Raw genomic sequence first — 24215 nt, 5'->3', positions numbered from 1 at the left:
CATGCACTCCTGAATCTTATTTATCATTCCACACTCTTCGATTGGCTTTTTCTGTCCTGGTCCACTCATGCTCCTTGCGAAAAGTAGGCATGCCATAAGGATTATCTTTTAGATGACGGATAAACCATAGGGTATACAACGCATAACCCGGGGCTGCACAATGAGCATGCTCCTGGCCACCAGCTATTTGATAGGTATCATTGTGTTCGATACGCAACACTTCTTTACCATGTTCGCCAAAAGCATAGCCTTGCGGCTCAGAAAAACGGTAATGGTATATTTCTGGTTGATCATGATAATGAGAGGGATAACTCGACCACCGACCCTGAAACGTTATAATTTCTCCAACAACAAGATTTGATTCAGGTCGGTTTCGTTTATCAAATACCGTTCTAACAATACGATAAGAAGTATCATCCAGAATGTTTTTTCCTCTGTCATCCAGTTCCAATAGATTGGATTCATCAAAAAGTACTGGTGCAAAATAACGATCGTTTAGTGTTTCAATGAGTAAAATTTCACAATCACTTTGTGCTACAACTGAAGCAATTTCACCAGATGCACAATGCAAAACCACTGGAGCTTGAGAAAAATAATCAAAGCGCTCTGCCTGGATGATTTGATTATCAAACTGAAATTGTACTTTCCCCGTGAGCAATAAAGCGGCAAATTCATAATGAACATCAAACGAATACTGTTGACCCCTGGTGAGTTTGACTGAACTAAAATTCATACCCGTATTATGATGTGCTTGGTCCATATTAACGATACGATTCAGGCCATTAATAAAACTCTGTGGATTTTTGATCAGGCAAGAAGACGATTCCACTTGCCGGTTCTGGTCATGCATTTGCATCAAATAGCTGCTGTTCCAGACATTGGGATCTCTATCGTACTCCTTGATGAAATAATCTAACTCGTCCTTGAACGGTATGGCAGGAGCACAGCCATGCCGAGTTACAACCAGTGCCCCACAAGCATTACCTGACGCCGTTGCCTCTTCCCAGGATTTCCCTTGCAATAAGCCGGACAATAAACCCGACATGAACCCATCACCGGCACCCAGAACATTAAGCACCTCTACTGGAAAAGGTCGAGATTTTAAAACCGGGATACCACCACCAAAATCTACTGATGCCCCCTGCTCACCAAGTTTAATTACCACAGGTGCCGTGGAGACTGATCTGATGTAATTTAAGGAAGTGGCGAGATCATCGTACCCTCCTGCAATACAAATTTCTTCTTCAGTACCAACGATTAAATCGCAATAAGGAAGTACCTCCTGATAAGCTTTGCTTACTTCCTGGCTTTGACAATAACGAGTCTCACCATTCCCCAAGGCAGTTAATCCCCAAAGAACAGGCCGATAATCCAGGTCAAGTATCACTAAAGTTTCAGCAGTTCTGGCCAGCTGAATCACCGTCTCTGTTGTTTCTCGCATTGAGGCCGTAGATAAACCTGTTCCAGTAATTAACAATGCTTTGGATTGCTCCAAAGCAGATTTGGAAATTTGCTCCGGCATTAACTGCATATCAGCACACTGATTACGGTAAAATATCAGGGGAAAATCATGAGGTGGTTTAACTCCTAACAATACCAGTCCAGTTAGATGGTGAGCTGTTTCATACAGCAAATCAGTATTCACTCCTTCCTTGCTTAATTCCTGCTTTAAAAAGGCGCCCATTTCATCTTGACCAACACAGGAAAACATCATGGTTTTTAAACCAAGCCGTGAAGTTCCAACGGCTATATTACCCGCGCAACCACCTAAATATTTTCTAAAAGAATGGGCATCTTTTAGTGCACTGCCTATTTGATCTGCATACAAATCCACTGCAACACGTCCCATACAGATTAAATCGACAGGACGTTTTGAATCATAATAAAATTGAGGGTACATCTTTTTTCCCTAATCTAAACATACTGGTAAACGAGTTTCCAAAGATTGTTTTGCCGCTTTGGCAATACGCAATGTCTGCAAGCCATCCTCTCCTGACACAGGACTGGGTTTATCGTTTATCCAGGCATCATAAAAAGAAGCCAACTGAGCAATAAATGCCTGATGATAACGCTCCAGGAAAAAATACTGAGGATTAGCATGTCCTGTAGCGGTTTTCGAATAATGATGTACTGAATTCTCCAGCTGATTCGCTGCCAATAACATGCCTTTCTCACCAAAGACTTCGATTCTTTGGTCATAGCCATAAACAGCCTGTCTGCTGTTATCAATAACCGCCAAAGTACCGTTTGCAAAACGTAACTGAATTATTGCAGTATCTACATCATCATACTCAGCAAACTCAGGATTAATCAGCACAGCTCCAGTAGCATAGACTTCAGTGACCTCGGATTGAGCTAAAAACCGCGCCATATCAAAATCATGAATGGTCATATCCATAAACATACCGCCAGAGGTAGCAACATATTCTTTAGGAGGACAAGCGGGATCACGGGAAGTGATTTTGACTATATGAGTTGATCCAATTTCTCCAGCATGCACTCGTTGTTGCAGGTTGGCAAAACTGGGATCAAAACGTCGATTAAAACCAATTTGCAACAATGTGTTATTGGATTTAACCAACTCAAGCACGTCAATAATTTCATGCTCATCCAAACCAATAGGCTTTTCACAAAATATCGCTTTACCGGACTCACTTGCCGCTTTGATGTGTTCCAAATGCAGGGTAGACGGTGAAGCAATCAAAACGGCATCCAGATCAGGATGAAACAAAACGTCTTCGATCTGATTGGATAAATTAGAAACAGGCAGTCTTTGAGCCCATTGTCTATCCAGACAAGGATCAGCTATCACCTGCAAATCAAACTGTGGCAAATGATACTTGATATGCTCTGCATGCAGTTTGCCAATCCTGCCTGCCCCGATAATCCCAATACGACATAGTTTAGTATTCATCATAATTAATCCATAAGTAATTCAAATTGTTTGGTTTTTCTATTACCTGACACCGGTTGTCCAATGTCTCTAACGCGTATTCCAGCCATCAATTGTTGCTCTATCTTCTCCAGTGAAATCCCCGTTGTTTCGGGTACAAAGTAATAAATGAAAGCAAAAGCCAATAAACAAAAAGAGCCAAACATGGAAAAAGTTAGAGCTTGACCGAAGGATTGATATACCGCCAGAAACGAAATAGAAACAACAAAATTCGCCCCCCATTGCATGACTGTTGCAATACTCATAGCTAAGCCGCGAATCTGAAGAGGATAAATCTCAGAAATTAAAACCCAAAATAATGATCCGACACTGATGCAATAACCAATAACATAAGAAGTAAATAGTCCGAGAATCCAGTATTTTTGACCCGGTAGAGAGTAATTAAACACCAGACTCACAGCAAACAGGCTCAGAGCGGCAATCAAGGTACCGCTTAAAAGCAACACCCGCCTGCCTAATTTATCAATACACAGCAAGGTAATCAGAGTAAACAAAAAATTGATTGCGCCCATACAAAAGGTTGCCAAAATGGCATTTTTGACCGGGAAAAAACCTGCAGACTCAAAAATAACCGGACCATAATACATCACGGCATTAATGCCCGAAAATTGTTGAAACAATCCAAGCCCAATACCTACCATTAAAACAGCGGCAATTGGAGCCTTAAAAAGCATATTGAATTGAGGTTTCTGATTATCTAAATGACTGTTAATATCTTCCAACTCTTTTTGAATGTTGTACTCAGCGGGCCGGATGCGACTTAGCGCCTTTAAGGTTTCATCCCTGCCCTGTTTTTTCATAATCCATCGTGGCGAGTGAGGCACAAAAAACATTCCAATAAATAATATCAGAGCGGGAATGCTTCCCATCCAAAATAAATAACGCCAACTGGCGGATGAGTAGTCATGAAACAGATATCCGATTAAATAGGCAATGGCCTGGCCAAATGTAATGGTTAAACCATTGATTAAAACCAATGTACCTCTTCGATGAGGAGGGGCAATTTCCGAAATAAATAAAGGAGCGATATAGGAGGCAATACCGATACAGACGCCAATAATAAAACGTCCAAATAATAGGGGATAGAGAGAATGAGTCAGAGCACAAATGGCAGTTCCTGCCACGAATCCCAATGCCACAACTTTGAGTAAAGAACGTCTGCTTACTCTGTCTGCGAAAAGACCGCTTAAAGGAATGCCGAGAACACACCCCAATAAACTGATACTCACCACCACCGACCACTGCAACGCGGACAGCTCCAACTGCCCCATCACCTGATCTTTTACATCTGCGATGACGCTTGAATCAAAACCAAATAAAAAACCGCCAAATCCCGCAATAACGGCGACAACCAATACAAATGAATTCATTCCCTTGTTCATGTGAACGTATATCCTTATTTATAGCGTTAACGCGAAGGATGTTATCACTGTCTGACTCCAATAAACATATAAGGTAACTAAAATTATTGGATACCGTCTCAAACCGTTAGGCTATTTAAAGGACAAACAACACCAACCTCAGCAAATGCTTCAACAACAGCCTGCTTGGTGTATTTTCTATCTATAGCAGCCTGGATCACACCACAAGCGGCAGCTTCAAAATAAGTTCCTGATGTCCAATAATTCATATTTGCGTCAACCATGACCTGAAATGCCTTGCGAATGGACCAATCTGTTTTTTGCGATAATAGATAAAATGCCTTGTTGAATACGCCACTGGTTTGATGAACATCCAGTCTGTCATTATAGGAACGAGCATGATCAATAGACATCCCGTCTTTGACCGGATCATCCATATATCTTAAAGGCAATCCACCAATTGTTGCCTCCCGTCCTATAGACCAATCAAACCCGTCCCAATACCAGGGATAATCTTTACGTAAATAATCCAGCATGGCTATTGATGCCATATCTGAGAAGGCTTCATTAATCCCTCCCGACTGCCCTGAATAGATAAGGTTAGAATACAAACGCGTAAAATTATGGGTGAGTTCATGCGACAATGTTCCCTGAGCTGGCGCAGTTAACAAGGTATCGCCATCCCCTATAACAATTTGTTGATGGATTAAATACAAGCCTTTCACTTTAATGGAAGGTACAGCGAACGCATTATCAAAATTTTTTAAATGGGTATAAGCGCGTAATGGTAAATCATCACCAAGAGGTTTTGCTACCCCATAATATTCCTTATACATATCCATAGTCACTCCAGCAAAATACATGGTGTCATTCACTGAAGAGAAACTGAAATTAGCTGGAGCAGTATCGCCATCATTTTTATTGAAAAAACGTGTTTTTTGACTGCAAGGATAGTAAAAGGTCGGAGGCTTCTTAAAGACTTCGACCAGGCTTAAAACAGGAAAAGAAGCTTTATCCATATCTGTTTGTGCTACATTGATCACTCTGATTTCTGGTGTTTCCACGTAGCAATTGCCTCCCCTCACAGTTACCTCAAATGTTCCCAGAGAAGGAATTCCTGATTGAACACTTCCATGCTGAAAAAGTCCAGATCTATAAGGTAAAATAAATACATTTCCTCCCAGACCTTGCCCAATTTTTTTATGAGTTAAATCATCCCACTGTTTCAGGATTTCTCCCGTATGCGCATCAACAATATAATTAGGTGCTGCAACAGAATGAATCACGTTATTGGTGTATGAGGAGACATGATAAGCAAGATGAGATTTATTTTTTGAATCCAGATAAATAATTTTTTCACTGTTTTTATACATTATTTTATCTGTATTGGTACTCAAAACCTTAGTTTCAATCTCCTCTGCCGTATAATTGCCGTTTGTTTCTTTTATATCGTCTTCAATTCCAGAGACATCGACTCCTGTCAGATACTCTTTTGCATTAATTGCTTTATGGTGTATTAATTCATGACCCCATACAGGAATGTTTTTATAATAGATTTGATAACGAACATGTTCCAAAATGGAGTTTGACTCTTTTTCTATTGGTTTTAACTGATAATTGATTGATTTTGCCGGACCAGTCGCCTTCAATAAACCCGATTTGGCCGACACTGCCGCATGGTACTTGGATAAGATGTGACTATCAGCACCCCAAACAATTTTTTCTGAGGCGGCTTGTGCCGTTACAGTTACCAAATTGATGAATAATAAAGAAATGATCCTTGTGTTCATAACATCTTCCTAATTGATTATTACAGAGCTAAATCCTTTAGCACCCTACTTCTCTCGCAGCAATATATGATAATAAATACTCCCTAAAGAGCATCACATCTGTTAAATAGTCCGTCAATACACCAGTGAACTGGTAACCTTATTTTTTTCACCACGCTCAGCAATCGAATGACGCATGTAATGACACACTGCATCCGCCATTAAAGCAGATGATTCAGGATCCCGCCTAAACCAAAGTTCAGGTTCAATCATCTCCAATTCAGAAAGACACAATTCATTGTTATTATCCCACATTACATCAGCACGAGCATAAACGGGTAATTCATCACATTGAGCAATGACTCGTTCAACAAAGTTTATTTCTTCCACTGAAGCAGCATAGGAATGCACAGTCCCCCCAAAATCATCCTGAACTCTAAAATCTCCTTCTTTTACCTGTTTCAAAACCGAATGGCTGTATTTGCCCCCAAAAACCATAAAAGAAACCTCCCCACGTGTAACAATCTGACTTTGAAACTCTTGCAGCAACAGGGCTTCTTCAGCAATCAACTTCTGAAAAATGAGCTCATGCTCATTGACATTGGATGCATCAAAGAGATAAGTATGTCGTGCTGCTCCAGCTATTGCTGGTTTTAAAATGGCTTTAGTCCAGCCTGTTTGCACGAGCAGATGGTTTAAAGAGGTGTTATTTCCTTGTTCTAAAAAAATGGTTGGGGGAATATTGACGCCTCGATCGTGTAATATGCCAAGATAATGCTTGTCCATATTCCAGCGAATGATTGAGTATGGATTTATAAATTGTACCTTCCTGGACATCCTGTTCAACCACTGATGAAATTCGGCGAATCGATGAAAATAGTCCCATGTAGCCCTGAATAAGGCAAATTGGGTGCTGTTCCAATCGAAATCTGAATTATCCCAGAAGGTTCGCGCAACCCGAAGGCCTCTTTGTTCCAGCGCCTCAGTGAGTAGTCGATCTTCCGTGAGCACATTATCGATATAAGGTGTTATTTCAATGGGATTGACATAATCACGTTGAGTCAGGAGAACAATATCATAAGTACTTGCTGTCATTTGTCTAAGTCCATTGAGCAAAAAAAATAGCATAACCATCTTTTGGACCTAAATCCATACTCAAAAAATAATTCTGCAAGCCCTTTAGCAGTAGGGCTTTTGACGATTCACTCCACCACTCTACCTGCCAATAGATCTAATTATTAAGCACACTGTTTAACCAATCAAAAAATATGATAAGATAATTTTTTTTCTTCCGGGAGTTAATCATGTTTCACAATGCTATTGTACGAACCCCTTCTGCATCACTGATTCATGGTTTAACTACATCAGCAACACTGGGTGCACCGGATTATGAGTTAGCGCTCATCCAACATCAAAACTACATCAATGCCTTGGCTCAATGTGGACTTGAAGTCACCGTACTTCCTCCAATTGATGAATTTCCTGATAGTTGTTTTGTTGAAGACGTTGCTTTATTAACCAATCAAACAGCGATTATTACCCGGCCAGGTGCGATTTCAAGGCAAGGAGAGGTTAAAACAATAGAAGAAACCATCAATACTTTTTATAAAGGTAATAATGTTCGGATTCAGTCTCCCGGCACTATCGAAGCAGGTGACATACTCAATGTAAATAACCATTTCTATATTGGTTTATCTGCCAGAACCAATCAAGAAGGTGCAAGACAAATGATTCATGAGCTGACCGAACGCGGTTATTCGGCATCAACTATCCAGTTAAATGAATTTCTTCACCTCAAGACTGGCGTAAGCTATCTGGATCAGGGGTATTTACTGGTTAGTGGTGAATTAGTGAATCATCCTTCATTCAATCATTTAAAACAGATTATTATTGATCCGGAAGAAGCCTATGCTGCGAACTGCATCATGATTAACGGAACGGTTCTGTTGGCACGAGGTTATCCTAAAACCAAAAAACAAATCAGTGCGCTTGGATTTCCCTGTATTGAACTAGACGTCAGTGAATTCAAAAAAATTGATGGTGGCTTAAGCTGTTTGTCTTTGAGATTTTAATGAAAAAAAGATTATCTGTATTTAGCCTTACTCTGATCACGGTATGTTCTGTTGACAGCATACGTAATTTACCGGCAGCCGCATTAGCGGGCAGTCAATTAGTCAACTATTTTACGCTGGCATTATTGTTTTTCTTAATCCCCTGCGCTGTAGTCTCAATGTGGTTTTCTAATCAATCACAACAAGGTGTTTATGGTTGGGTAAAACAGGGACTGGGCAAACGTTCTGCATTTTTAGCCATATGGTTTCAATGCGTTCAAAATGTATTGATATACCCTACCTTACTGAGCTTTATTGCAGGCACCCTACTTTACAGTGTATCTCCCGACCTGGTAGATAATAAATCAGCGATTTTTCTCATTATTATCACCCTTATCTGGGGATTAACCTGGATCAATTTAAAAGGAATTCAACTATCCAGTCGCTTTAACTCATTGTGTTCCATTATGGGATTATTGGTACCGTTTAGCCTCATCATTATCATGGGATTATATTGGTGGCTAACTCAAACAGAGCCTCAACAAACCCTTCTACCACAAAATAACTCCTACTCCTGGACCTCTTTAACAGCAATAATTCTTTCATTTTGCGGGATAGAACTGGCAGCAGTACATGCAGAAGACAGTAAGCCTGGGGCATTTTCCAAGGCTGTGTTTATTTCGGTGTTTGTCATATTCCTTTCCATGTTATTCGGGTCCATTATACTGGCAATGATTATCCCCCCCCAACAGTTAAGTTTCATCAGCAGTATCCCTCAATTAATTCAATTATTTTTTACTAAAATGCATTGCAGCCAATTGGCGGTTATTATCAATGCTCTGATTGCAATTGGCTGCATCGGGGCGGCTAATAATTGGCTAATCGCACCAATCAAGGGATTAGGCTTTGCTGCAGGAGAAGGTTTTTTAGACACCCGATTAACAGAAGTCAATCATAATAAAGCTCCAGCCCGATTGTTGATCCTTCAGGCTCTCTGCGTCTCAATCATCAGTACCTTATTTGTGATAGTTCCCTCACTTAACGCGTCTTACTGGATCATGCTCAATGCTGCGACTCAGGTTAATTTGCTGATGTATCTGCTGCTTTTTATCAGCGCGATTAAATTGGTCATCACCCAAAAATCATCCTCTAAAATAAAAATAATAGGATCGGCAGGGTTTGGCTTACTTGGAGTTATCATCACCCTTATTGTAAGCCTCACACCACCGCCCTCCTTACAATTTCAATCTCAATTCGTCTATGCACTTTCTGGAGGAATATTTTTATTTTTTATCGTGTTAATCCCGATCTGGAGTCAAAGGAAAAAATCCAGCCTTCTTGAGGCATGAGCAACACCTGGACTTATTTTAGCAAATAAGCCAATTGTTACCTATGTTCCGGTCATACAGGGTGGGTAAATGAGAATCAGTATTTTAAAGAAAAATAATATAAATAATTTCAAGCGATAATCTGTCATCTATAATTTAGCTATAACATCCCACACTGCATCATACGGAGCCACAATGAAAATATCACGGACTATGATGGGCAAAGCAGTAGATGCCCAGATTATTACTCAGGAACAAGCCGATAAATTAATTGAATTCGTAAAAAACCTTCCTGAACAAAGTCCAGGTTTTAACCTCACCAATGTGCTCTATTATTTCGGCGGTCTAATCGCTATTGGTGCAATGACCCTGTTCATGAATTTAGGCTGGGAACTTTATGGAGGATGGGGCATTTTATTTTTGTCAGTATCCTATGCCATTCTCGGCATATCACTAACCCATTCCTTGGATGAAAAAAGATATTATGTACCTGCCGGTATTTGCGCGACCTTCGTCATCTGTCTTACTCCGCTGGCTATTTATGGCTTACAACAAGGAATGGGCTGGTGGCCTGATAATAGCGTCTACCATGATTACCACGTTTATATTAAGTGGAACTGGATTTTTATGGAACTGGGTACTTTAGCTTCCGGTATAATTTTGGCCTGGATATACCGCTACCCGTTTATGATTATGCCCATTGCAGTTACTCTCTGGTACATGTCCATGGATCTGACCAGTATGATTGGTGCAGAACACTATACATATGAACTCAGTGCCATGGTCTCCATGTATTTTGGCATTATTTCTGTATTAATTGCTTTTTGGGTTGATGTCCGATCCAGTCAAACTGCGGACTATGCATTCTGGCTTTACATTTTTGGCGTCATGACCTTTTGGGGTGGACTCACCTGCCAACATTCAGACAGTGAGTTGTCTAAATTTTTATATATGTGCATCAATGTGCTGATGATTCTTGTTGGCGTCATTCTCAGCAGAAAAGTATTCGTTATTTTTGGGGCATTAGGATGCTGTTTTTATCTGGGATATCTTGCCTTTCAAGTCTTTAACTTAAGCTACCTGTTTCCAGTAGCCTTAACAGCAATTGGATTTGGAATTATTTATTTAGGCATTTTGTGGCAAAAAAATGAAAAGCTATTAACCCATAAAATTAGAGGCATACTTCCCAAACCGATTCAGGATTTGTTGGAGGCTCGAGATGACTATGAGTAATAAATAACGTTCCAGCTATTTACTTTCCTATCCTTACAAGTAGATGATAGATCTGTTCTCTATTATTTCAATTCAAAAGGATTTGTGAGGAGTAATGATGCTAACAATTTCAATGGCTAAGTGTATCAGTGCAACAAAAAATGGTTCGTTCAAAACATCCGATCTCAAACTGGCTAACCCCTTAACCTATGATGATATGGTTTTTTTATCAGAATATTTACGTAGAACACCCCTTACTGATCTCGAACTGTCTTTGTATGTAACCGAAGAAAACCTAAGGGGATTAATCGAATTAAGCAAAGTAATCAGTAAAAATAATCAGTTAACCCGGCTTAAATTCGCAATTGAAGGTTCAGAAATTCATCTGAGATCTCGAGATAATCTGATTTTTAGTGTCATGAATTATTTCAGTAACCGTCAAGTCAGAGCGATGTATCACCTGATTTATGATGCACTGGTTAATATGGTTAAAGGCAAACCGTTGCTCAGTCAATTAGTCGTTGATTTAGAGCCGATTGAAACACCCGCAAGCACAAGTCAGTCATATCGTTTTGCTAAAAATCTGCAAAAATCACCTCTTCTTCATACTTTGGATTTAAATTTTGCAGTAGAAAAAAATGCCAATCTGCCAATTCTGGATAAAACAAATCCCAATACGACGCTTGTTGATCTAAGACTTAGAGGAATGTCATTTGGCAAAGATGTGTTGCATTCTCTAAAACAAACTCATGGACTTAGAATTTTAATGCTGGATGACATGTTATTTGAAGCCAGCGATATCTCATTATTAGACCATATATTAAAATCCAATACTTGCTTAATGTTGCTGACGATGACCAATACCAATATAGGACAAATTGCCAGTCCTCAATTAATCAATTCACTTAAGCACTGTTCTAAATTAGCGTATCTGGATTTATCAAGAAATAATCTGAGCCGTTTGAATATCGATGAATTATGCACCTATCTCGCTCATAATCCTGAAAATCTGCTTGAGCTTGATCTAACCCATAATGCGTATATGGCCGATGATGCTCACAAATTAGCTCAAGCATTAACCCATACGAAACAGATCGAAAAATTAATTATTGATTATAATTACATTGAAAACGAAGGTGTGCAATCCATCATTGAATTACTCAAATCCAATAGACAAATTACCTCCATAAGCATGTCGCATAACTGCCGATATGGCCTTTCAAATGACACCATCAACGCACTCTGTTCTTTTTTAAAGGATCCAGAATGTCAATTGGAGGAGCTTAATTTCGTTCAGAAAACCACCATAGATCAATTTAAAATGCTGGGCGACGCAATCATGGCAAACTCAAGTCTGGTTACAGTAAATCTTAATTTCCACACCGATACCATATTTGGAATCATTTATAAAATTCAAATTCAGGAACATATCGATGGTCTTGAACCTTTAATTGATAGATTCTTCAAACAAATTAAAACAACTGATCCAGAACCCTTACTTGAAGCGCAATCACCGGTTAAAGAACACATCCCCTTGAAAGAGGATTTATTTTCTGTTCAAAAGACAGATAAAAAGAATGAGCCAATTGAAAACGAACTCTATTCTCCTCAATTAAACTGATTCATCACTATTCGTAATTCATCACTTAAACCCTACGAAGACTGCATCTTTTGCAGTCTACGTAGGGTGTCGTTTGAAATCATGTAATTTAAGTTAACTCTAGGGCCTATTGACAACTCACCCTGCCGCGGACAAGCCGCGGTACGTAGGTAGCAGGGTGAATTGTCAACAGGCCCGAATTTAAATACGAAAAAATATTTTTCTCTTATATAAAAATGAAACCACAATAAAATTAATCAATAGAAACAGAAGAGAATAGAATAAAGCAGCATTGGGTGGACTGTACTGTCCAAAACAAAATTCTGTGAGCATGGCTTTCATATTGCCTTTACTCCCATCTTTTAAAATAAAATAAAAAACGAATTGCAGTTTTAATAATAGGACATGAAAAGTAAACGCAAATATAGCGTTCATACCAAATATTTTAAAAGGCAATGCCCAACGTTGACAGTTTAAAATGTCGACAATCAAATAACACAGTGCAAAAACGATTAAAGCAAATCCGCTCGTCCATAAAACAAAAGAACTGGTCCATAATTTTTTATTAATGGGAAAACTATAATTCCAAAACCAGCCCAGCAATATAAAAACAATTCCAAACATCATCATCGCATAAAATTTCTTTTGGCTAGAGCTGGAAGTGAGTAACAGACTGCCCGTTAACACACCCGATAAGGTAGTTGCAATCGATGGGATAGTACTAAAAAATCCTTCGGGATCATAAACTTTTTCATATAAATGAGCACTTGAAAAAATCAGTTGATCAAAATAAGCAACCCAATTCCCTTCAACGGTGAAGAGATTCGCGCCATAACCTGGAACGGGAACCTGAGTCATCATAAGCCAATAAAACCACAAAATAGCGAGAAAAATCAGTGTTTGCATTTTGGTGCTGGTTTTTAAATAAATGATACTGCTTATCAGATAACACACCGCAATTCGCTGTAAAATACCATAGACTCGTAAAGAGCTTATGTCGATGTATTTAGGGAAAATATTTAAAAAAACACCCAAAGCAAATAAAAGAATGCTGCGCCGAAATATTGCTCTGTATAGATGAGCATCCTGATTCATTTTATTCTTGTTTAAACTGATCACACTGGTTAAGCCTACGATAAACAGAAAAAACGGAAAAACGAGGTCCGCAAAAGTACAGCCATTCCATACAGCGTGTTCCAGGATCGGGTATGCATATTCGTTTCCCTGACTGTTCACTAAAATCATCAATACAATCGTTAGGCCACGAAAAACATCCAGGGATGCGATTCGGCGTGTTGGTGCAAGTTCAGCGGTCATAAACTCTCTATAAAATTCAAGCAAATTATGAAATTAAGAAAAACGATTCGAGTGAAAAAAACACACATTATTAAACGTTTAGAGAGACTCAGTAGCAGAATTTAATATCCCCTTCCACGATGAGATAAATCCGTTTCGTTAATCCTAAGCGTGTATACATAGATTAGCACTATAAAGTTCAGATAAAAAGACAGGCTTTGGATTATAAAAAATACTCAACGACCCAATGAGAACCACGCAGAACCTGTTGATCAAAGAGCAAAATAAATAAACAAGGCTTCCTTTGTATCCTCTTGAAAACCTGGTCGATTATGATATTGTGCACATTCGTTTTACATACATATTTAAGGAAAAATATGCCTCAATGGTTAACTGATTGTTTAGGTGCAATGACGATGAACCCCTACACCTCCACTACAGGTCATCGTAATGCGGAGCGTGTTAATGCGGGTACACAGCTGATATCCTATACCTTTCAAAAACAACCCTATGCCGTGATTGCTACAAAACTGGGGCAATGCATTACCTCCTTCTATTCCCTGTTTCGTGCGGATACTAAAATTCCTGAAAAAATAATTCATTTAGTCCAATTCGCCATAGCAGGTGCAGAATTAGGAATTCAAACTGCACTACTCTTTAATGAAATAACCTGTGGGTTATCGTCTCATCAAGATCTGTGCATGGCTGCGTTGTATTTGGAAGTATTATACGATGGTACATTAGGTGCTAGTTGGCTCCCTAGCGAGTTCTCCAAACAACCCTATGATCCAGTTGCAGTTCCTGGGGCAGCGGTTTAATCGATATGATGCCAAGCCCCTCCTGTGACAATGCAATAATCCCCACCGTTATTTGTTTTGTTCACAACCCTTTGCTACTCAATCAAGGAAAAATCCTGCCATCCTCGCGAAAACGCACTAATGTCAGGGGAAATGGAGCTACTTTCGCTCCAATACCCTTTCCACCACGCGTAACGTGGAGAGGGTTTTCAATCAAATTCCCTCTCCACCGCACGTAGCGTGGGGGAGAGGGTTAGGTTAAAATAAAGTGCATATTCATTCAGATTAACCTTTACGACACTACTTGCGATTGCAAAACCCTTTTAGCGCCCACTGAGGAAGAACTGAAACACAAAAATTGACGTATTTGTTCTGGTTTTATATCATGTGTTTTTTTATTGCCATAACAAAGGATGTAGTCCATTGTATATAATGCTTAACGTGGTAAGTCTCGGTACCTGTGCCCAAATCTATGCTCAAGCCCATATTAATGAACCTTTATTCAATGACATGCATCTGGTTAAAATATGGCATAACAAAGATGAGCCAAGTCTGAGTCACGGCACCTTACCTAAGCATCAATACGACAATGATAACTGTGTTACCTTTGAAAGCTCGGTACCGTTTGCCAGATTCTGTGAAGAATTTTCTAATTCCGAATACAATAATCCAGACTTTTATCACATGCTGACTCACAATTGCGCCAATGGCGCACGGTTTGCATTAAAATTAGCCGGAATCGACCTGGCTTTACCCTGGATACAGTTTGGACGTATTATTGAGACTTCCCTCATTTTAAGAATTCCTGGTGTTACTTTAACACCGCTCACCTTATTTGATGCGGCCAGACGATATAAAATCCAACAACTGAAAAACAGCGAACTCAACTCTCAATTTACCAATCTGGTTCATCAATTACACCAACATATTGATTTAGAGACTAATCCCAACCGTCGGATTCAAACCCAGACCATTGTTGCTGAGACAATCCGACGTGTTAATAAACGCCCTCACCGGTTAAAAATGTGTACCGATGTACTAGGGGCAACTCAAAATCTACTGACAACTGATTCCAATAAAGCAGAATATAAAAACTATCTTCAACAATCGTCTTTTTTTAGACATCGAATTAAACCAATCCCGGCAATCTATATTGGTGGAGCAATCGACACACTGACTTTTCTTCAAATGGCACGGTGGGTCCTGTTTTTTGCAGGGATTGAAGCTGAGTTTGGATATATAATTGATTTTATAGCCTTTTTGCTGACAATTAAGGGGATCTATTCCCTTGTACAAGACATTGAGAATCACACAGACGCAATGTCTAAACCCACTCCATTGTCTTTTGCAATGGTTGAATTTGTTAAATCGATTCCAGAACACGCTCTTGAGTTCGATGAAGAAATCGAAGGGTTCAATGAGGGTCGATCCGTTACTGAAAAAGCAATGCATCCTATTGATAGCCCCATGCTATAACCCAATACCAAACAGAAGCGATGTCAATGAGCATGAATCATCAGACTTTTGGTTTGTTCAATGGCCAACTTTTTTCAGGTATCCATAAGAACATGAATGTCGCGTGCATCTGATAAACCATGATCATCCACAACTCGAACTACATAGTGACCAGGCTTCGCGTCCCAAAGAAACGTCTGCCCCGCCCTGGTTTTAGCAACAAATGTTTCATTAATAAACCAATACACATGAGCAATGCCTGCATCACTAACTGCTGACAAAGGGATTTTATTATTTAACTGAGAATTGGCGCGAATCACATAGCTTATGCCCGCCTGTGGTGACGTGATTTGCGGATTCATTCCAGAGTTTCCGGATAATGCACAATCTGATTCAAAAAAAGGAGGGGTGCGCCGTTGTATTCCTGCGCGCTTAAAAATTTTTAATAAATCAGAAGGCCAGAATTCAAAAATTTCAAAGCGTGTAAATTCATCAATATGGCACGTACGTAAGCCGGTTCTGCTATTGATTGCCACTTCTCTAAATATTGTATCCGTTTTAATTGGTGATTTGCCCGGGATGAACCAGGTCCATTCTGTATCGTGACAATAACGTGTAGGTAGCATCCCCGAAGCTTTGCATACTTCCACTTTCTCAAGATTCATCATGCCGGGATTTTTGGCAATAATGGGTAAAGGACCTCGTTCATGTTTAATTGCATCAATCAACTCAAAAAATAATGGCGCTGCAATGTCCTTTCCTACAAACGCAGGATTGGCTTTATTGTCAAAATTGCCAATCCACACAGCCATAACATAGGGACCAAAGGTACCGACAGCCCAAGCATCTCTATAACCTGAAGACGTACCTGTTTTCCATGACACAGGGAGATGCAAAGACGGTTTATTACCAAAATCACCGTGAGGAGCGCTTTTTAACATATCCAAAACCAGAAAACTTGCCTCAGGACTGAGCAGCCTACGACCAGCGCCTTTCTTTTCTGTATGACGAAGTTGAATCGGATACCACAGGCCATCATTAACCAGCATGGCATACAACCCGACCAACTCTCTCATCGTTAATTCAACGCCCCCCAGATTAAGTGATAAACCGTAATAAGATTCCGGTTTTAAATGACTCACCTGTGCTTTCTCCAATAATTGATGCAAGGTTGGGTTGGTCAATTGACTAGAAAGATAAACCGCTGGAATGTTTCGACTTAATACCAGGGCGTCTTTAGCTTTCACAGGCCCCATGAACTCATAATCAAAATTTTCGGGATTATATCCATTAAAACTGTGAGGAACATCTTTTAAAACCGTGTCTGGATGAATTAATCCTTGATCCAAAGCCAAACCATAAATAAACGGCTTTAAGGTGGAGCCCGGGGAGCGTTTTATGTCAATACCATTGATCTGTCCGCTTATCTCTCTACTAAAAAAATCGGCAGATCCCAGCAAACCTTTGACCGTCATGTCGCGTGTATCGACTAAAAGCACAGACGCGTTATAAGCACCGACAGATTTTTTTCTCGCTAAATAATTTTTGGTTATTCGATTGATTATGATCTGTACTCGTGAGTCAAGCGAGGTATCAATGCTTTGTTGATGTACGGACGGATCACTCAAGACCATGTTGACAAAATGAGGTGCCGTAAAGGGCAAATTACCCGCTTTTCGCATGACCATCGGCAGATTAAACGTCTCACTTTTATTACTATCCTCTGGGTGTTTGACCAACCACCTGCTGAATAAATGATCTCGAATTGTTTTTAAACTTTTATTATCCGGTGTTCTTTTTCCTGGATTCTGAGGGATAATACTGAGTGTCAGTGATTCAGGAAGGCTGAGTTCATTAACTGATTTATTGAAATAGACCAAACTTGCCGCCCCTGCTCCCTCAACATTTCCTCCATAAGGAGCCAAATTCAAATACGCTTCAAGCAGCTCATCTTTGCTGTAATGCATTTCCAATTGCAATGCTCTGAATATTTGCATTAACTTACCAGAAATGGTTTTAGAGTTGATTCCAAACCTCATCCGCGCGACCTGCATGGTAATGGTAGAAGCGCCTACTCGACGAGATTGAACGCCATAAGTTTGCCAAACAGCTTTAAACAAGGAAAAAGGATTAATTCCAGGGTGCCAACGAAAATACTGATCCTCTTGTAATAAAGTAGCCTCCACTAATTCACTGGAAATATTGGACAAAGGTGTAAACAGACGGTATTTGTCATCTTGACTTAAAGTTAATCTCAATAATCGATGTTGATCATCGTACACCGCATTGGAAAAACTGATCCCGTCAAGTAATAAAGGTTTGGATGAAAAAAATAATATCAAATAGCCACTGACAAACAGTGAAACAAAGATTATTCTAATGCTTTTGATTATTTTTTTCATAATTGATATTGTGCATTTTAAAGGTTGAATTATAATCAATTTTTATATCAATTACACGAAACAGAGTTTAATTCGATTAACTTTTAATCGAATGGCGATTAATAGGCACGATTTACTCATATCAAACCAACGACCAGACAGGCCTGGTGGGAACAACTAAAATCATGAACAAAAATCCAATTTCTTTAGTTTTGAATTTCATCGGTTCAATTTTTACTTCCGTGTTCGGTAAGTTAAACTGGAATAGCCCACCATGGTTAGCCAACTTATGCCAAAAAGCGCACCATTCCCCCAAATCATTTTGGGGAACAACTCTATTGATTGTCGCGTTAATCTTGAGTGGTACTTATGCAACCTACTGGTACAAAAACCAGCCCAAGCCCGTTTATACTTCGGCATCGATTACGATACCCGATATCACTGCAAATGAAGAAACACTAACGCCCAATAATCTTATCATTGATTTCGGCATAAAAACTAATGAATTCATTCCCCAATCAGTAGCTCCAATCAACCTGATTGGAAAAACAGTCACTGAAGGCATAGTAATGACCCCCGCAATGCCTGGTGAGTGGAGTTGGAATAGCGACAGCCAGTTAGTGTTTATACCTTCAGAGGACTGGCCCGCCGGTCAAAAATACACCATTCATTTTGCTAAAAACTTCTTTTCATCAACAACAAAAATGGAAGACTATGATGTCTCCTTTTCAACGAAACCTTTCGAAGCGACAATCTCTGAATTAAGATTTTACCAGGATCCAGTTGATTCAGAGCACAGAACAGCAGAGGCGACTCTGCAATTCAATTTTCCAGTCAATCCAGAAAGCCTTGAAAAGAATACTGTATTAACACTTCAGGATGGACAACAAGGTGCAGCACACAAAAGTGGAGAACCACTAAAATTCACCTATACATTTGATGAACACAAACGCATCGCATATCTGCATTCTGAACATATTAACATAAAAAAAATAGCGCAATTGGTCACTCTGACCCTGGATAAAAATGTTGCCTCGTCAACAAATTCTGCAACACTAAAATCTAAAATAGACTCAAGTCTGATCATTCCAGATGCGACCAACTTTCTCAAAGTACTTTCAGCGTCAGCATCAATAATCCGAAATGAGAAAGACAGACCTGAACAGGTTCTCACTGTAGAAACCACTTTGGGGGTTAATGAAACTGAGTTTAATAAATCCGTTCACGTTTATTTGCTGCCGCAAGATTATCCGGCAAATTCCATAGAAGCAGCAAAACCCAATTATCAATGGCAAAATCCAGGAGAAGTAACCAATAACATCCTAGCTCTGGCAACTCCGTTGTCAAAAGTGACCATACCATCAGAACAAAATTACTCAACTCTTCACAGTTTTAAATTTGTTGCGCAAAGCCCGAGATATATATTTATTAAAATAGACAAGGGAATGAAAGGATTTGGGGAGTTCAGCTTGAACGCTGATTATTCGGCCGTTATTCCAGTTCCAGAATACCCCAAAGAAATCAGTTTCCTTCACAAAGGTTCCCTGTTGGCATTAAGTGGGGAGAAAAAATTATCCGTACTCGTACGTGGTGTGCCTGCTGTAAAATTCGAGTTTGCACGAGTATTGCCGGAAAACATCAATCAACTGGTGACACAAACTCAAGGTGATTTTAATAACCCCTACTTCATCAACCCAACATTCAATCAACAGAATATCAGTCAGATCTATTCCGAAATACAGCCATTCTACAGCACTGATTTATCGAAACAACAATATACTGCTCTTGATTTAAGTAAGTATTTATCACTCGATGCCAATGCTACTGGACCACAGGGTCTCTTTTTATTACAGGCAACAGGATGGGACGTGGCTAATAAATACCCTCTTGATGTCAAAGCCAGCCGTTTAATCCTGATCACTGACATGGGAATGATAGTCAAAGACAACAACGACGGGACGCACGATGTATTTATTAACTCCATCACTCAAGGAGCACCTGTTACTGGGGCCACAGTGACAATATTAGGTAAAAATGGTTTACCAATCCTGACGCGCATCACGGATGATCAAGGACGAGCCAACTTCCCATCCTTAAGAGATTTTGTCGAAGATAGAGAGCCTACAGTCTACCTTGCCAGCCTCAATAGTGATGTATCGTTTATTCCATACAGCAATTACAATCGTCAATTGAATTTTTCCAAATTTGATATCGGCGGCATCTATACCTACAACCAGGATATGCAGAGTGTAAGTGCCTACTTATTCTCAGACAGGGGTATTTACCGACCTGGAGATACGGTTCATATAGGAATGATAGTTAAACAGGCTTATGCTCAGGCACAGCCAGCTGGCTTGCCCCTGCAAGCAACCATTGTTGACTCACGAGGAACAACGATTAAAGATGAACGATTGCTCCTAAATGATACCGGATATATGGAGCTTGACTTCGCGACCTCGCAAACGTCCCCAACCGGGCAGTATATGGTCAATCTCTTTCTCGTAAAGGACGGACACCCACAGAATCTTTTAGGCTCTACCAGTGTTAATGTATCAGAATTCCAACCCGACAGAATGAGGATAAGCTCTAATCTGACCCCCAAGCCCTTAGATGGCTGGAGCTCACCTGATCGGTTAAAAGCGCATGTCAGTCTCTGGAATTTATATGGAGCTCCTGCTACTGATAGAAAAATCAGTGCCAAAATTTTACTGACCCCGCAGGAAATTAATTTTGATGACTATCCGGATTACCTCTTCGCAGATCCACTCTACGACCCCAAGAAACCTCCCAAGGTTTTTACGGAATCCCTGCCTGATGCAAAAACCAATGAACAGGGAAATGCTGAATTTGATTTGCATCTTGATCGCTTTGACAAGGCAACATATAAGCTGACCTTTTTTGCCGAAGGTTTTGAAGCCGAAGGCGGTCGAAGTGTAACCACTCAATCAAAAGCCTTAATCAGCCCGCTAGCCTATTTTATTGGGTATAAACCAGATGGTGATTTATCATTTATCAAACAAAACGGCACCAGAACCGTACGTTATATAGCCATTAATCCTCAACTCACCAAGGAAGAGGTTCAGGATTTAAAAATACAGCTCATTTCACTGCATCCAGTGACAACTCTGGTTAAAAAACCGGATGGCACGTATCAATATCAATCCATTATTCAATCAACGGTTGTCAAAACAGATCCGTTCACTGTAACTGAACAAGGAACTGATTATTCCCTACCCACCCAACAGATTGGCGATTACTCATTAAATGTTCTTGATAAGGATAATACTGTTCTAAGCCAATTAAAATTCAGTGTTGTTGGTTCAAGCCAACAACCTCTTGCAAAGAATGCTGAGTTGTCAATTAAACTTAATAAAGATGAATATCAGGCAAATGAAGACATTGAAATTCAGATTACCGCCCCCTATACCGGCTCAGGGTTAATCACCATCGAGCGAGATAAAGTTTATGCGGCACAATGGTTTAAAACTGAAACAACAAACTCAGTGCAAACCATTCACATCCCTGCAGACTTCCAGGGAAATGGATACATCAATGTCGCATTCGTTCGGGATTGGGAGTCTCCGGAGTTATTTATTAGTCCACTAAGTTACAGTGTAGTCCCCTTCACTGTAAGTCATGACGATCATGATATTAAAATTGAACTGAATACTCCCAAGGTTGTTCGTCCTGGTGAAGCATTGACCATAGACTATCATACAGATAAACCAGGAAAAATCATTGTCTATGCTGTTGATGAAGGAATTTTGCAGGTAGGAAGGTACATAACCCCTGATCCGCTGTCCTTCTTCTTTCAAAAACACGCATTAGAAGTCTTTACGCAGCAAACAGTCGATCAAATATTACCTAAATTCATTCAGGATAGAGAATGGTCTGCTGCAGGAGGAGATGACGGCGAATCCGATTTGGCCAGCAGGCTCAATCCGTTCAAAAGAAAAACTGATTTACCAGTAGTCTACTGGTCAGGAATCATAGATACTGACGAGAACACCCGTCAGTTAACTTATCAGGTTCCCAATTATTTTAATGGAGCGATAAGGGTTATGGCTGTCGCTGTGTCCGCAGATTCTGTTGGTGCAAATAATGCAACCTCAGAAGTGCGAGGTGATTTTATCATCAATCCCAATGTACCTACATTTGTAGCCCCAGGAGACGAATTTGAAATCAGCTCCAGCGTTGCAAATAATATCAAGGACTCTGGCGATCATACTGAAATTAAAATCAGCTTAACCACCACCCCTGAGCTGGAAATTATTGGTGACGCCCAAAAAACCATGGAAATCAGAGAAGGACGTGAACAGTCAGTGCACTTTAAATTACGTGCAAAATCATCTTTGGGATCTGCCAAGGTCACTTTTACTGCCAGCGCTGGAGACAAATCCAGCTCAATGGATGCAACGCTCAGTGTAAGGCCTGCTACACCCTTCTTTACTCACATAGAAAGCGGTCAATCTAAAGATCCTGCTAAACGGCTGAATATCATGCAGACCCTTTACCCGGAATACCGTACTGTTGATGCAACAATATCAACCAGTCCATTAATTCTGGTATTTGGATTACAGCGCTATCTGGATAATTTCCCTTACGGTTGCACTGAACAATTAACAAGTAAAGCCTTACCGTTAATTGCAATGAACAGTCAAAGCTGGTTTACCAAGGACCGCAATCAAATCAATGAAAAGGTGAATGCGGCCATCCAGATGCTGAGCCAAAGGCAAATGTCCAACGGAGGTTTTAGTTACTGGCCTGGTTTGGGAGATAATCAAGGGAACAATTTTGCATCAGTCTACGCAATGCATTTTTTGACTGAAGCCAGGGGGCAAGGATTCAGCGTACCAAGTGAGCTCTTCTTTAATGGAATAAATTATCTCACGGAGCTGGCCAGACAAAATGTATCGGACATCGATGCAGCGCGAATTCAAGCTTATGCCATCTACATTTTAACCCGAAATGAGATCGTAACGACCAATTACCTGGCTAATTTGCAGCTGTATTTACAAAAAGACAATTCTCAAGCCTGGAAAAAGGACATCACCTCGGTATATATCGCAGCGTCCTATCAATTATTAAAAAGCTACAATGATGCAGCTCGCTTGATCAGTCAGTACCAAACACAAAGCAAGAACGCTTATGATACTGATTTTTATGACAGCAACGTTGCTGATGCGCAATATCTGTATATCGTTGCAAAGCACTTTCCGAGCATGCTGCCACAAGTAGGTGATAAAGTACTGATGCAATTAGTGCAAGCAATAAGTAGTGACGACATCAATACTGTGTTATCCGGTTATGCCAGTTTGGCTTTAGCTGCTTACCCTCAGGTTGACTCTACAACTTCCCCGACCCTGTCAATCAGCGAAGTATTAGTCAATAACCAAACCAAATCCATACCGGCTGAACAGGCGAATTATCAGAAACTGGCTGTAGACGCTGATGTCAAACAAATCAGTTTTAATAATCCTGAAAAGCTCACATACTTTTATCAACTGGTACAAGCTGGTTTTGATAAAACGCTACCCTCCACTCCGTTTAAACAAGGTATTGAACTTTACAGGGAATATCGAGATGAAAAAGGTACTGTGATCCAGTCAACCACATTGGGTAGTGAAATTGAAGTTCATATCCAAATTCGTTCTCTGGATAATAATTATCACTCCAATATTGTGATAGAAGATCTACTACCCGGCGGATTTGAGGTAGTCAGAGACTCTGTCAAAACAGACACTATGGATTATTCTGATGCGCGCGAAGACAGAGTCAATTACTTTGGCAGTGTCGACTCCAGCGCAAGAGAAATAGTATACAAAATTAAGGCAGTCAATCCTGGAACCTACATCGTACCTCCGGCTTTTGCTGAGTCAATGTATAATCCCATGATTAAAGCTCAAGGTACTACATCTCAAATTTCCGTCACAAGTGGTGATTAAACAACCAATCCCGGGTGGGTTTTTACCCACCCTTTTTGAATTAAATGATTTTTGTGTTCTGTTCGCG

General features: G+C 40.0%; 14 protein-coding genes. 7 read left to right on the top strand and 7 right to left on the bottom strand.

Features of this window, described 5'->3' with window-relative positions:
* Positions 1-16: 16 nt before the first annotated feature.
* The 5 genes from iolC to ELY21_RS10475 form a co-directional block, all read right to left on the bottom strand.
* Positions 17-1900, bottom strand: a complete 1884-nt coding sequence (gene iolC, locus ELY21_RS10495) for a 5-dehydro-2-deoxygluconokinase (protein WP_127109306.1) — start codon at positions 1898-1900, stop codon at positions 17-19.
* A 9-nt stretch (positions 1901-1909) separates the two neighbouring features.
* Positions 1910-2914: an inositol 2-dehydrogenase gene (gene iolG / locus ELY21_RS10490; RefSeq protein WP_127109377.1), complete on the bottom strand. Its 1005-nt coding sequence runs from the start codon at positions 2912-2914 to the stop codon at positions 1910-1912.
* A gap of 5 nt (positions 2915-2919) precedes the next feature.
* Positions 2920-4335: a sugar porter family MFS transporter gene (locus ELY21_RS10485; protein ID WP_127109304.1), complete on the bottom strand. Its 1416-nt coding sequence runs from the start codon at positions 4333-4335 to the stop codon at positions 2920-2922.
* A gap of 98 nt (positions 4336-4433) precedes the next feature.
* Positions 4434-6104, bottom strand: coding sequence for a M4 family metallopeptidase (locus ELY21_RS10480; RefSeq protein WP_127109302.1), 1671 nt, complete (start codon positions 6102-6104; stop codon positions 4434-4436).
* A gap of 114 nt (positions 6105-6218) precedes the next feature.
* Positions 6219-7178: a RimK family alpha-L-glutamate ligase gene (locus tag ELY21_RS10475; RefSeq protein ID WP_127109300.1), complete on the bottom strand. Its 960-nt coding sequence runs from the start codon at positions 7176-7178 to the stop codon at positions 6219-6221.
* A 209-nt stretch (positions 7179-7387) separates the two neighbouring features.
* Between ELY21_RS10475 and ELY21_RS10470 the strand changes: the two genes are divergently transcribed.
* From ELY21_RS10470 to ELY21_RS10455, 4 genes are all read left to right on the top strand, one after another.
* Positions 7388-8155, top strand: a complete 768-nt coding sequence (locus ELY21_RS10470; protein WP_127109298.1) for a dimethylarginine dimethylaminohydrolase family protein — start codon at positions 7388-7390, stop codon at positions 8153-8155.
* Positions 8155-9483 (top strand): APC family permease, encoded by a 1329-nt coding sequence (locus ELY21_RS10465; RefSeq protein ID WP_127109296.1) that lies wholly within the window; start codon positions 8155-8157, stop codon positions 9481-9483. The genes ELY21_RS10470 and ELY21_RS10465 overlap by 1 nt, the downstream gene beginning before the upstream one ends.
* Before the next feature lie 174 nt (positions 9484-9657).
* A complete protein-coding gene (locus ELY21_RS10460; RefSeq protein WP_127109294.1) occupies positions 9658-10695 on the top strand; it encodes a DUF2157 domain-containing protein in 1038 nt (345 codons plus the stop codon).
* 94 nt (positions 10696-10789) lie between these two features.
* Positions 10790-12295: a type IV secretion protein Dot gene (locus ELY21_RS10455; RefSeq protein ID WP_127109292.1), complete on the top strand. Its 1506-nt coding sequence runs from the start codon at positions 10790-10792 to the stop codon at positions 12293-12295.
* Positions 12296-12475: 180 nt separating this feature from the next.
* Here ELY21_RS10455 and ELY21_RS10450 read toward each other — a convergent pair whose 3' ends face one another.
* Positions 12476-13591 (bottom strand): acyltransferase family protein, encoded by a 1116-nt coding sequence (locus tag ELY21_RS10450; protein WP_127109290.1) that lies wholly within the window; start codon positions 13589-13591, stop codon positions 12476-12478.
* A 356-nt stretch (positions 13592-13947) separates the two neighbouring features.
* On the opposite strand from ELY21_RS10450, the gene ELY21_RS10445 reads away from it, so the two are divergent.
* Together ELY21_RS10445 and ELY21_RS10440 are read left to right on the top strand one after the other, a co-directional pair.
* Positions 13948-14388 carry a hypothetical protein gene (locus tag ELY21_RS10445; protein ID WP_127109288.1) on the top strand — a complete coding sequence of 147 codons (441 nt, stop codon included), beginning with the start codon at positions 13948-13950 and terminating at the stop codon, positions 14386-14388.
* Between the two features lie 402 nt (positions 14389-14790).
* Positions 14791-15843 (top strand): hypothetical protein, encoded by a 1053-nt coding sequence (locus tag ELY21_RS10440; RefSeq protein WP_127109286.1) that lies wholly within the window; start codon positions 14791-14793, stop codon positions 15841-15843.
* Between the two features lie 74 nt (positions 15844-15917).
* Here ELY21_RS10440 and pbpC read toward each other — a convergent pair whose 3' ends face one another.
* Positions 15918-18224: a penicillin-binding protein 1C gene (gene pbpC, locus ELY21_RS10435; protein WP_127109284.1), complete on the bottom strand. Its 2307-nt coding sequence runs from the start codon at positions 18222-18224 to the stop codon at positions 15918-15920.
* 164 nt (positions 18225-18388) lie between these two features.
* Here pbpC and ELY21_RS10430 point away from each other — a divergent pair, with 164 nt between their 5' ends.
* On the top strand, positions 18389-24148 hold the full coding sequence (locus tag ELY21_RS10430; RefSeq protein WP_127109282.1) for an alpha-2-macroglobulin: 5760 nt from the start codon (positions 18389-18391) through the stop codon (positions 24146-24148).
* Positions 24149-24215: the final 67 nt, after the last annotated feature.

The sequence above is a fragment of the Legionella sp. km535 genome, assembly GCF_003990085.1.
Classification (GTDB): domain Bacteria; phylum Pseudomonadota; class Gammaproteobacteria; order Legionellales; family Legionellaceae; genus Legionella; species Legionella moravica.
This window is presented reverse-complemented; position numbering and strand designations above follow the sequence as displayed.

Excerpts from the sequence above, each read along its gene's own strand:
- ELY21_RS10430 (WP_127109282.1), top strand. The coding sequence starts at position 18,389 with ATGAACAAAAATCCAATTTCTTTAGTTTTGAATTTCATCGGTTCAATT.
- iolC (WP_127109306.1), bottom strand. The coding sequence starts at position 1,900 with ATGTACCCTCAATTTTATTATGATTCAAAACGTCCTGTCGATTTAATC.
- ELY21_RS10470 (WP_127109298.1), top strand. The coding sequence starts at position 7,388 with ATGTTTCACAATGCTATTGTACGAACCCCTTCTGCATCACTGATTCAT.
- ELY21_RS10485 (WP_127109304.1), bottom strand. The coding sequence starts at position 4,335 with ATGAACAAGGGAATGAATTCATTTGTATTGGTTGTCGCCGTTATTGCG.
- ELY21_RS10465 (WP_127109296.1), top strand. The coding sequence starts at position 8,155 with ATGAAAAAAAGATTATCTGTATTTAGCCTTACTCTGATCACGGTATGT.
- ELY21_RS10455 (WP_127109292.1), top strand. The coding sequence starts at position 10,790 with ATGATGCTAACAATTTCAATGGCTAAGTGTATCAGTGCAACAAAAAAT.
- ELY21_RS10460 (WP_127109294.1), top strand. The coding sequence starts at position 9,658 with ATGAAAATATCACGGACTATGATGGGCAAAGCAGTAGATGCCCAGATT.
- ELY21_RS10450 (WP_127109290.1), bottom strand. The coding sequence starts at position 13,591 with ATGACCGCTGAACTTGCACCAACACGCCGAATCGCATCCCTGGATGTT.
- ELY21_RS10480 (WP_127109302.1), bottom strand. The coding sequence starts at position 6,104 with ATGAACACAAGGATCATTTCTTTATTATTCATCAATTTGGTAACTGTA.
- pbpC (WP_127109284.1), bottom strand. The coding sequence starts at position 18,224 with ATGAAAAAAATAATCAAAAGCATTAGAATAATCTTTGTTTCACTGTTT.
- ELY21_RS10475 (WP_127109300.1), bottom strand. The coding sequence starts at position 7,178 with ATGACAGCAAGTACTTATGATATTGTTCTCCTGACTCAACGTGATTAT.
- ELY21_RS10445 (WP_127109288.1), top strand. The coding sequence starts at position 13,948 with ATGCCTCAATGGTTAACTGATTGTTTAGGTGCAATGACGATGAACCCC.
- iolG (WP_127109377.1), bottom strand. The coding sequence starts at position 2,914 with ATGAATACTAAACTATGTCGTATTGGGATTATCGGGGCAGGCAGGATT.